A 12338-nucleotide genomic window follows, 5' to 3' on the forward strand; every position below is an offset into this window, starting at 1 on the left:
CTGTCATTGAACTATTCCATATTATTTTTATCAAAGTTAGTGTAACTTAATCATTAATATAAAAAAACGCTGTACTTTAAAAGTACAGCATTGTAATTTATATTAAATCATCTTTTTTCAATAAATTTAATAATGTTGGATTAAAATTAAATTCACTTATAAGTGAATCAACTTCCTTTAAAGCTTTTTCCTTTTTCTCAATTGAAATTTTAGATTTTGAAGCTCTTATTAATATATTTTTAGGTGAGTGAGCGATATCAATAAATTCTAAAAGCTGTGTCTTATAGCCAGCTGCTTCTAAAAGATTTGCCCTTACTGCATCAGTCATTAATGCTGCTACTCTTTCCTGAATTATACCATATTTAATTAATATAGATAATGTGTTTGCTTCCATTTGATGATTAAACTCATGTTGGCAACATGGTACAGAGAAAATCATCTTTGCATTCCATTTTATTGCGTTATATAATGCATAATCTGTTGCTGTATCACAAGCATGTAGTGTTATTACCATATCAACATTATTTTCATATTTATAACCATTTATATCACCAAGTTCAAAATGTAAATTATCATATTTATATCTTTTAGCTATTTCATTACATTTTTTAATAACATCAGCTTTAAGATCTAAACCTATCATTTTAACATTTATCTTTTTTATCTCTACAAAATAATAATATAAAACAAATGTTAAATATGATTTTCCACAACCAAAATCTAATATAGTAAGCTCTTTATATTCATTTTTCTTTATTTCATCATCTATTATCTCAATAAACCTATTTATTTGCTTATACTTATCATATTTAGAATTTATGACCTTACCTTCTTTAGTAAAAACCCCCAAATCTATTAAAGGTTCTATTATCATACCTTCCTTTAATATATAGTTTTTTTCTTTATTATGGCTCTTATTAGAAAGATTTGAGTTATTACTCTTTTTCTTTCCTAAAAAAACTTTTCCCTTTTTTGATATTTTTAAATCAAAAGAGGTTTCATTAGACCATGCTGATAATTGCTTATAATTTTCATATAAAGCATTAAATAATGATTTTTCTAATTGATTAATTTCAATATTTTCATGAAAAACTTGCTTATCAGTAAATTTTTCTATTTGATAATATTTTTTCCCCTTATTATTTTCCTTAAGTAAAAAATTTATTTTATTATATTCAACTTCTTTATTTGCTTTATTACTAATAACTATCTTTATAATTTCTTCTTTTAACATTTCACAAATAGCATTTTTTAAATCTTCCATATCTAAAACAACTCCTTGCTATAAATTGCAAATTAAACATAATGATATGTATTAACTTTCCGATTTTTATATAATATCTCCAATTTAAACATAGCATTAATGAGGCTAATTCTTCGTTTAATGGTTTAAAGTGGCAAAATATAAGTTGGCGAAGATAAATAGATTGTGGAATAAGCATATAGCGAGCAATTAGAAGTGCTTGGCGTTAGAAGAACTACTAGGCCTTAGTGTTGCTTAATTGTTTGAGCTCAGCGAGTTAACCAAAACTCTTGGCATAGTAGCTTTTCCAAGCCTAGAACTTCTTTGCGTAGCTATTTAGCTTATGGAACATATCTAGTTATCGTAGCCTTTATATTTACAATTTATAAAAATTCCGTATTGATAAGTAAATATTACACAAGAAATTACTAGATAGCAAGAAATTTTATTATTCTACATAATTACTTCTTAATAGTTCTATTTCTTTGGCGTAACCATCTAATTCATTTGGAGTTTCCAAGAAAAATGGTAAATGTTTAAGCTTTGGATGATTAATTATTCTTGTTATAGCTTCTAATCCTAAAGAACCTTCTCCAATTTTTTCATGTCTATCTTTATGACTTTTAAATGGATTTTTGCTATCATTTAAGTGAATTGCTTTTAATCTATCTAATCCTATTATTCTATCAAACTCTTCTAAAACCCCATCTAAATCATTTACTATATCATATCCTGCATCATAAATATGGCAAGTATCAAGGCAAACTCCCATTTTTTCTTTTAATTCAACTCTTGATATTATTTCTGCTATTTCTTCAAAAGTTCTTCCAACTTCTGAACCTTTTCCAGCCATTGTTTCTAATAAAACTGTTGTAGTTTGCTCTTTACTTAATACAGAGTTAAGTAAATCTACTATGTAATTAATTCCTACCTCTACCCCTTGCTTTACATGACTTCCTGGATGAAAGTTATATAAATTATTTGGCATAAGTTCCATTCTATTTAAATCATCTGCCATCATTTCTCTTGCAAATTCTCTTGTTCTTTCATCTGCGGAACATGCATTTAATGTATATGGAGCATGTGCTAAAATAGTTGCAAAGTTATTTTCCCTTGCAATTTTTAAAAGACCTTCCATATCATCCATATCTATTTCTTTTGCTTTACCACCTCTTGGATTACGAGTGAAGAACTGAAATGTATTTGCTCCAATTTGTAGTGCTTCTTTTCCCATATTTTCAAAACCTTTTGTAGTTGATAAATGACATCCTATATTTAACATAATTCCCTCCAAAGCATAGTCTTATTTCAATTTTATTAATTTTATAATTTTTACAAAATAATATTAACATATCTTATTTTTATTTCTAAATTGCAAACTAATTATTTTAAATATTAGTTTCTGCTAGTTATATAAAATAATACTATAATAGTCTATACTAAATCAAGACTAATTAATAATATTTATTACTTAATAAATATATCTAAATATAATATTTAAAACTAAATAAAGTTGCTATAATTTAAATAGCAACTCTATTATAAAAACATAAATTCTAATTTACATTATAAAAGTTAATGCAGTAGATAAAATTCCACCAATTATTAAAGATAAACTACTAAAAGCAAATGAGATATCTATTTCTGCTCTATAGCTTCTACCCCCTCCCATTAGTGAAAGGGCAATTGAATCTGCTGATATTGATGAAAAAATTTAATTATATATTTTTATAAATAATACTAATAAAAAGCTTTATACTAATTTCTATAACTCCTAATAGCTTTCTATAAAACTAGATAATAAAAGTTACACCTGCGCTAAACAAGCCACCTAATATTAAAGAAAATGTACTAACTGCTAGTGCTACATCTAACTTTCTATTAGATTTTTCTTTTTCCCTTTTAGTAGTTTCTAAATTTGCAATAGCTGCATATTGAGCACTATTCTGTCCAAGCCCTTGCATAGAAAGTCCCATTGGATCACCCGATATTGATGCAAAGATTCCTACAAAAACTAATATGATACCTTCTATAAATAAGATATTTTCAAAGTTTTTATAAGGTGTTACTTTAGTTATTATAAATCCTATTAATGCTGCTACCCCAAGCCAAGCTATACCCCAAAGTAAAGATTTTATAACTAAGTTAATTCTATTATCTTTCATATTAAATCCCCCTTTTTTACTATTATAACATTAATTTCCTTTACAGTATATATTACTACATAAAACAATTATACATTCTCTCTTATTTTGTGATAGAATCCCCATACAATGGAGTTGGAAGTCCGAATCCTCCTGCAACTTCAATTAAATCTCCAGTAATAAAAGATGATTCATCACTAGCATAAAATACTACTGCATTTGCTATATCTTCTGGCTTTCCAATTCTATTTAATGGAACATGTCGTAAAAACCCTTTTATAAATTCCTCTGACATATTGTCCATAGCAGCATCAGTTGCTATAAGACCTGGTAATATCGCATTGCACCTAACCCCTTGCCTTGCATATTGAACTGCTATATTTTGTGTTAAAGAGTTAATTGCTGCCTTTGATACAACATAAGCTACACGGGATAAATCAGGAATTACTGATCCTATAGTCGATATATTAATTATACTTCCACCTCCATTTTTTATCATATGAGGTATTACTTCTTTACAAGGTAAGTATACACTTTGCAAGTTATCTTGTACGATTCTAAAAAAATCTTCTGTAGTTCCTGTAACTACATCAAAATCTGCTTTTACATCAGTTCCTCCATAGTTATTTACTAATACATCCAATTTTTTCTCTTTATTAATGACTTCTTCTATCATAGTTTTATATGTTTCTGGCTTACTTGCATCAAAATATACTACATCTGCTTTACCACCATTTGCAATAATTTCATTTCCAATCTTTTTACCTGCATCTAACCTCCTTACAGCGAGATAAACCTTTGACCCATTATCACCTAATTTTTTAGCTATTTCTAATCCTATTCCTCTTGTTGATGAAGTTACTAAAGAAATTTTATTATCTAATCTTTTCATAGGGCACCTCCAAAATATAATATCAATGTATCAAATTATATTTTGCCCATAAGGTCAAATTTTTAAATCATCATTTTTTCTCAACCTTTTCTACTTTATATCCTTCTTTAATTAATCTCTCTAATATACCATTTTCTCCTCCCATAAAATCATAGGAAATTGATACAAAATAATTTTTATCTTCTTTCATAAAGTCTTTTAATTTATCTAAGTAAATTTCATAATATTTGTTGTTTAACTCGCCATTACGCTTTTTATATACATCATTGATCTTTTGATACTCTTTCTTTTCACTATCATTTAAGCTTTCTTCCACTACATCAAATTTATTAAAGGCTTCTAAGTCACCATTTTTCCATAATTCTAATGACTTTATTAAATTTTCCGGCTTTATTTCTTTATAATATTTTATTAGCTTAATACTTGCATCCTCTACTTCATTAGATACAGATACCATATCAGTTAGAAGTTCATAAATATCCATCATTGGTATTTTATCTTTTTCATATTTTGATGCAAAGGCCTCTACAAAACCTTGTGGTGAATAATTCATTGAATACCCTTCTACCTCTGAATATAACATTTGAAATATTGAACCTATTACCATAGCTCTATAACTTTTAACTTGATCAAATTTCATATTTTTTCCTGATAAAACCTCTTTCAACATTTCTAAAGCTTCACTACTTATATGATTTTCAATACTGTCATCTTTAGCATAAGTGCTTAATTCAATATACCTATTGTCTGATGGATTAGGTTGATTTGTCTCAACAACTATTCCATCACTATTTTTTATTGCTTCTTGTACTGCTTCGTTCAATGGATACATATCTTCAGTACCTGCTATAAAATTACCATAAATATATAAACTGCTATTTTCATCACTTATTTTATATAATGGTCCAACTATATCAGTTGCTTCTCCATCTAAATTAAAGGCAGTTGAAGAATTATTTACAGATTTACTACCTTTAATTGAGTTAGTAGCTAAAATAATTATAGCTAAAGCTAAAAATGACCATGCTATCACTCTTTCTTTTTTAATATTAACTGCAGGTATTTTTACTTTTTTTGCTGAAATTAAATATGCAATAAATATTGAAATAGATGATACAATTAAAAACATCATTATAGTATTAAAATTCCCAACATATATTAGTAACATAAGCATTATTGTTTCATGTACACAATATACCCATAAGCTCATTTCTCTTAGTATATTAGAAGTTCTTTCACTTATTTCAAATTTTAAATTTAGAAGGCATAGAAATATTGCTGGAACTAGCAAAATAAGTGATATATACATATTTGTATCAATAGCTATATTATTAGCATTCAATAAATATGCTTCTATTCCAAGTAAAATAGAAAATCCTAAAACAGCATATTTTATATTCTTTATACTATTTGCTATATTACCTTTTGCCATTAAAGCTCCTATTGCAACAAAAGGTACACTAAAGGTTATTCCATTTCTTGTATTTATAAATATCGTTTTATAAATATCAACTATTTTTTCTAATGGTGTATTTACAATTAACCCATAGTAACTATCCCCTAGTAGTCCTATTATATATAATAAAATACTTACTATTACTAATGGTTTTACCCAATTTTTCTTAATAAAAACACTTACAACTAATACTGATAATATTATTGCAGGTACATACCATAAACTTTCAGTAATACCTCCTATTAATATAACTTGTAATGCTTTAATGAAACCACCTTGTAACCTTACAGAAACATATGGCATAATTAATAAAACATCAATTACACCTATTATTAGATATATTTTTACTAGCCTTTTTATAAAGCTCTTAATATACCCTTGTCTATTAATATTTTTAAACATAAAATACCCAGTAGAAATAAAGAAAAACGGAACTGCAATTCTAGATATGCTCTTAGTAACAATGTCATTAGCTGTCTGATTGATACTTCCAAATATTGAAGTATGAATGGCGATAACTAGTAAAGCACTTACCATCCTCATAATATTAACTGAATCATACCTTTGTTTAATTTCCTCCATTATTATCTCCCCTTATATTCATTAATAATATTTATTTAATATGTATATTATAGCACCTTTGTAATTATTTAACATATATTGTGATTATTTAATATATGTTTTAATTTTTAGATAAAACGATGTAGTTTCAGAACTCTATTTAATATAAAATTTATTCAATTTCGAGTAAGCTTTATTGCCTTTAAAAATTTAATCTCTCATTTTTATAAAGGATCTCACGAAACGTGAGACCCTTTATAAACCATTGATTTTACTTGATTAAAAATATTTTTGAACTCAAATGGAGATCTTTGTCTATTATTTACACTAAAAAAGGAAAGTTTGTATTATAACTTTCCTTTTTATTTGCTAATATACTTATTTTAAATAATTTTAAATAGAGATATCTAATTTTAAATCATATATTATATAATTTTAAATTAAATATTCAATAGGATCCTAAAACTATAAGACTTTAACGATATTTCTTCTTTAAGATCTATATTTACATCTTCATAAATATCATTATATCTATTAAATTTCATTTCATCAGGTAAGATTATGTCAACATCATTACTTGAGTTATTAATAATGATAAATAATTTTTCATCCATACTTTCCTTTTTATATATTATGCAATTCTTATCATCATCTACATATAGCCATTCTAAATCAACAGATTTAAAAGATTTATATTTCCCTCTTAGGATTATTAATTTTTTTATAGTTTCAAGAAGATTTTTATCTTGTTTGTCTTCTTCCCAAATCATACACCTACGATTACTATTTGTTCCTCCAGCCATTCCAACTTCGCTACCATAATAAATACTTGGTGCTCCAGAAAAAGTCATTTGAAATACATATGCTAACTTTAATATTTCTACATTATCATAGCATAATGTAAGTATTCTGGAAGTATCATGACTATCCAATAAGTTAAACATATTTTCAGCAACATTTTTAGGGTACATGAACAGTAAATTATTAATTGCATTTTTAAATTGACTAGAGTTATATTTAGGGCTATTTTCTTCGCCTTTTCCAAAATAACTCCATATAGAGCTAGTAAATTCATAATTCATCACAGCATCAAGCTGATCTCCTTTAAGCCATGGATATGAATTATCCCAATTTTCACCTAATATATATACTTCTGGATTTATGTCTTTTACAACTTTTCGGAACTCTCTCCAAAAGTCATGGGAAACCTCATTAGATACATCTAATCTCCATCCATCTATTTTATATTCTTCAGTCCAGTACCTAGTTACATCTAAAAGATAATTTCTTGCAATTTCACTTGATAAATTCCACTTAGGCATAATTTGTGTAAAGGCAAAGGTTCTGTAATTTAAATCTTCCTTTAAACAATCCTTTGGAAGTCCATTTATTAAATCTCCCTGAACAATAGGTTTGTTTTCGTCTAAAACATAAAAGCACTCATAATACTTTGAGTTCACTCCATTTTTTACTACATCTTGCCAAAATGGATGTAAAAAACCACAATGATTAAATACTGCATCAATCATTATTTTCATTCCTCTTTTATGTGCTTCTTCAACTAATAATTTGAATGTTTCATTATTCCCAAATTCAGGATCTATCTTCAAGTAATCCGTAGTATCATATTTGTGTGAGCTAGGTGATTCAAAAATTGGAGTAAAATATATTCCTGTAAAACCACATTCCTTTATATAATCTAACTTTTCAATTACTCCTTGAAGATCTCCTCCAAATTTTTTACCATATCCATCTATATCATCGCTTCCCCAAGGCAAAATATCTTTCTTATTGATAGTTGAACTATTATGAAATCTTTCAGGGAAAATTTGATACCAAACAGTATCCTTAACCCATTCTGGTGAAGAATATATATCTTCTTCATTAATGTAAGGGAAGTTGTAGTAATTTCTTAAATTATCTAAAGCTTTTTCATTTTCATTATATTTTATTATATCTCTGCACCCAACTACGTACTTTTCAGTAGAGTTCTCCAATATAAAGCAATACTTTATTCTAAGCCATGGAAAATTCTTTACTTCCGCAAACCAACAATCATATAAATCAGTAGTATATTCCTTTTCCATATTTATATATTGAACTTCATCATATCTAAACTCATATATCGTTGGATCATCCTTTTTAGGAGCCCAATTAAATGGCTCAAGTGCAATTAATGTAACTTTCGTAACATCATCCTTTGCTGTTTTAATCCTTACATGTAATGTATCTTTATCATAAGCATATGATAGTGAACTTTTTGATTCATGTATAACTGCAGCTAAATTCATAATATTTTCTCCTTTATTTCTATATCTCAGTTTTATAAATTTAGCTGTCGCACAATTTAACTTTTACTTATTCCACTTTTCATTAAATTGCTATTTGCGACAGCTCATTAAATTATTTATTCACTTTGTACAAGTGCTTCAAAATCTGCTTGTGCCTTCTTAGCTCCATCTTCAGGTGTTAATGCACCATCAAATACTGCACTTAATAATCCATCTGATATTGTCCAATAATATGATATTCTTTTTGAAGCTGGCATTGGAACTGCATTCTTAAATTGTTCAACGAATACGCTTAAATCTTTATCTTCTGCAAGCCCCTTCACATCTGATATATCTGCTCTTGAAGTAACCTTACTAGCTTTGCTATATAGAATTTCAGCACCTTCTTTAGATGCTAAGAACTTTGCAAACAATTGGGCAGCTTTTGGATATTTAGAATAAGCTGATACGTGAGCATTTTGAACTCCACCAAAAGCTTTCATAGATTTTCCATTAATAGTTGGAAGTGTTGTTACACCAAAATTTACTCCTGCATCTTTCATTTTCTTTATAGCCCATGGACCACTTGGGTAATAAGCTGTTTTACCATTAATAAAGTTTTCATCTATAAATGTTTCTGCATTTGTCTTTAAATCTTCTGATTTCATTGGAATTATTTCTTTTAAAGCTGCTACATTAGCAAGTCCATTTTCAAAAGCTTTTGTATTAAAACCAGGATTATCATCATCATTACCATCATTTCCAAACAATTGGAATCCATCTGCACCTAAAAATGGGTACGCATTATATCCATTATTAGCTATAGTTAAAAACCAGAATTTATTTTCTGAACTATTATTAAATTCCTTAGCTTCCTTAACTATTTGTTCAAACTCCTTAGCTGGTTCTCCTTTTACTAAATCTTTATTGTATAAAAGAGCTGTTGTTTCAACTGAATAAGGAACTCCATACATTTTTCCATCATACATGGCTGCCTTAACAGCTACTGGATTCAATTCTTTTTCTAAATCTTTTACAATACTTTCATCTAATTCTGCAAATATTCCTGCTGTTCTTCCAGTATTCATAGCATCATGAGGCGCAATAAATATATCGGCTCCCTTTCCTGCTGGACCATCTAGCATAATTTTTCCCATACCATCAAGACCTATTTGCTCAACGTTTACTTTTACTCCATACTTTGTTTCAAAAGAAGATGCTACATCTTTTCCATATTCTATATCGTTTGTCCAAAAAAGAAGTTCTGCTCCATCTTCTGGTTTCATTTCTTCTGATGAACTAACTGATTCATTACTTTCTCCTTCCTCTAATTTTGAAACATCTTTACAACCTGCTAGTGAAAATAGCATCGTACTCATTAATACTAATGCTGATAATTTTTTTGATATACTCTTCATAATAAATTCCTCCATTTTATATTTAATTATTTTTTATTAACCTTTGTCAGCTCCTGAGGCAATGCCTTGAACTAAATATTTTTGGAAAATCATATATAGGATAGTAATTGGAATAGCAACTAAAACTGAACCAGCTGCAAACATTGTAAAATGTGAACTTTCTTTACCTACTATCATAGAAAATAATCCTACAGCAAGTGTCCTACTCTTATCACTTGAAAGTAATATATTTGGTAAAACGTAATCCATCCAAGGCATCATAAATTGTGAAACTGCACAATAAGTTATTATAGGCCTTGCCATAGGAAGTATTATTTTAAAGAAAGATCTAAATCTACTGCAGCCATCAATATATGCTGCTTCATCTATAGACATTGGTATTCCATCTAGATATCCTTTAACTAGCCAAGTATTGTAAGGAATAGCCCCTACTGCATAAATAATTATCAATGATATTGGCTTTCCGACTAATCCTAAAGTTAAAAACAAAGTGTATATTGCTGTCATAGATAAGAATGTTGGAAACATTGATACTATTAATATTGTCATAAGGCTTGTCTTTTTTCCTTTAAATTTAAATCTAGACATAATCCATGCCGTAATCATTATCAAAGTAACTGAACAAACTGTATTTGCTATTGCAATTTTTAATGTATTAAAGAACCAAACTGGATAATTAGTTTGAGTGAATAAATTTTTATAATTTTCTAAGCTTAATTCTTTCGGAATTAATGTTGCAGATGATAATCCAGCCCCTTTATTAAAAGATGACATCACAATCCAAATTACTGGAACCAACACTATTATAGACATTAAAATAAGTTCAAGATGCAATAATATCGATGTTATTTTTTTTCTCATTTTTCTTAAACCTCCTTAAATGACGTAGTGTTTTTAAATTGCCAGAAAGAGAATCCACCAATTATGATAAAAATCAACACACTCATAACTGCTGCCATATTATACATTTGCTGGTCAAGTGTTAATTTATATATCCATGAAATTAAAATATCTGTATCTCCAGCAAATTGATATGAAGTATTCGCTGGTCCACCCTGTGTTAGGAAATAAATAGAGCCAAAGTTATTAAAATTTGAAGCTAAATTCATAACAAGTGGTGGTGCTGTAGCAAGCATAACTAATGGCAAGGTAATATGTTTAAATATTTGAAATTTACTTGCTCCATCTATAGCTGCTGCTTCATATAGACTTTCATCTAAATTTGCAAATACTCCAAGCATCATAACCATAAACATAGGAAATCCAAGCCAAAGGTTTACTACTATAACAGTTATCTTTGCAATTATTGGATCTGTTAAAAAAGGTATCCTTTCAGATATAAGCCCAATATCTAACAAAAATTGATTTATAGGTCCAAATTGTCCATTTAATAAATTCCTAAATACCATAAGTGATATTATTTGAGGAATTGCCCACGGCAAAATTAAAACTGTTCTAAAAAATTTTTTGAATTTAATAGACTTATGATTTAATATTATTGCTTGTAGCATTCCTAAAAAATACGTTGAAAACGTTGCCGTAAAGGCCCAAACTATAGTCCAAATTAAAACATGAAAAAATGTATTAGACCAAACTGGCACTCTAAATAACTTAATAAAATTATCAAAACCAACCCAATCTATTAAATTTCCTGGTGGAAGATGATCTCTATTATAATTTAAAAATGCTGTTAATATTGAAAATATAATTGGCATAACTACTACAAAAATAAATGCTACAGCTATAGGACTAAGAATTATATAAGGAAACTTTTTTTCAAATATTTTCTTACCATAATCTTTTGAACTTATATATATTCCTGTTTCATCAATCTTTTTTCCAGTTTCATATGCATCTTTTGCATTTAAAAAATAAATAACTGCAAAAATAAAAATCAATATAACTGAAATTATTCCATTTATTAATAAAAGGGTTGAATGATCTCCATTTTTTACTCCTACTTTTTCTCCTAAAGTTATTAGTCCCCAAATTCCTTTAGTAAAAAAACCTCCATGTAATCTAATTTGAAAATTTTTAATATAGCCTAAAAGATATTCAATCCAATAACCACTTAACAATTCAATAGCTATAAGTATAGCTTGCATCATAAAAAACAGTAATCCTTTTATCCGTTGTTTACAGACAAAAAACTGACCACTTCCCCATACTAAGCACGATAATAAAAGCGCCTTTTTTCTTTTCATTTCCACTCCTTCTTTCTGTTTAACTTATTCGTTTAAGTAACCTGAGTATAACAATATATCCTTTTGTAGTCAATTACATTCAAGAACTTTCATACATATGTACAATTCAAATTTTCATCTAAATTTAAGTAAATTTCTAAAAGCTTTTTG

General features: G+C 27.7%; 9 protein-coding genes. All 9 read right to left on the reverse strand.

What is annotated here, in order from left to right; translation table 11 throughout:
* Positions 1-97: 97 nt before the first annotated feature.
* Entirely contained in the window at positions 98-1264 is a 1167-nt protein-coding gene (locus I2E83_RS13880) for an SAM-dependent methyltransferase (RefSeq protein ID WP_195430503.1), read from the reverse strand.
* Between the two features lie 427 nt (positions 1265-1691).
* The gene (locus I2E83_RS13885; protein ID WP_195430505.1) at positions 1692-2525 is read right to left on the reverse strand and encodes a deoxyribonuclease IV; all 834 of its coding nucleotides are present in this window, start codon (positions 2523-2525) and stop codon (positions 1692-1694) included.
* A gap of 511 nt (positions 2526-3036) precedes the next feature.
* Positions 3037-3408 (reverse strand): hypothetical protein, encoded by a 372-nt coding sequence (locus I2E83_RS13890; protein ID WP_195430506.1) that lies wholly within the window; start codon positions 3406-3408, stop codon positions 3037-3039.
* 82 nt (positions 3409-3490) lie between these two features.
* Positions 3491-4279 carry an SDR family NAD(P)-dependent oxidoreductase gene (locus I2E83_RS13895; RefSeq protein WP_195430508.1) on the reverse strand — a complete coding sequence of 263 codons (789 nt, stop codon included), beginning with the start codon at positions 4277-4279 and terminating at the stop codon, positions 3491-3493.
* Positions 4280-4349: 70 nt separating this feature from the next.
* Positions 4350-6317, reverse strand: coding sequence for an acyltransferase family protein (locus I2E83_RS13900; RefSeq protein ID WP_195430509.1), 1968 nt, complete (start codon positions 6315-6317; stop codon positions 4350-4352).
* A 419-nt stretch (positions 6318-6736) separates the two neighbouring features.
* Positions 6737-8587 carry a glycoside hydrolase family 13 protein gene (locus I2E83_RS13905; protein ID WP_195430510.1) on the reverse strand — a complete coding sequence of 617 codons (1851 nt, stop codon included), beginning with the start codon at positions 8585-8587 and terminating at the stop codon, positions 6737-6739.
* A gap of 116 nt (positions 8588-8703) precedes the next feature.
* Complete coding sequence (locus I2E83_RS13910) at positions 8704-9984, reverse strand: maltose ABC transporter substrate-binding protein (protein ID WP_195263508.1); 1281 nt, start codon at positions 9982-9984, stop codon at positions 8704-8706.
* A gap of 36 nt (positions 9985-10020) precedes the next feature.
* Positions 10021-10845: a sugar ABC transporter permease gene (locus I2E83_RS13915; protein WP_195263507.1), complete on the reverse strand. Its 825-nt coding sequence runs from the start codon at positions 10843-10845 to the stop codon at positions 10021-10023.
* 5 nt (positions 10846-10850) lie between these two features.
* The gene (locus I2E83_RS13920) at positions 10851-12188 is read right to left on the reverse strand and encodes a sugar ABC transporter permease (protein ID WP_195430512.1); all 1338 of its coding nucleotides are present in this window, start codon (positions 12186-12188) and stop codon (positions 10851-10853) included.
* Between the last annotated feature and the right edge of the window lie 150 nt (positions 12189-12338).

The sequence above is a fragment of the Clostridium sp. D46t1_190503_E9 genome (assembly GCF_015555225.1).
Lineage (GTDB): Bacteria > Bacillota > Clostridia > Clostridiales > Clostridiaceae > Clostridium.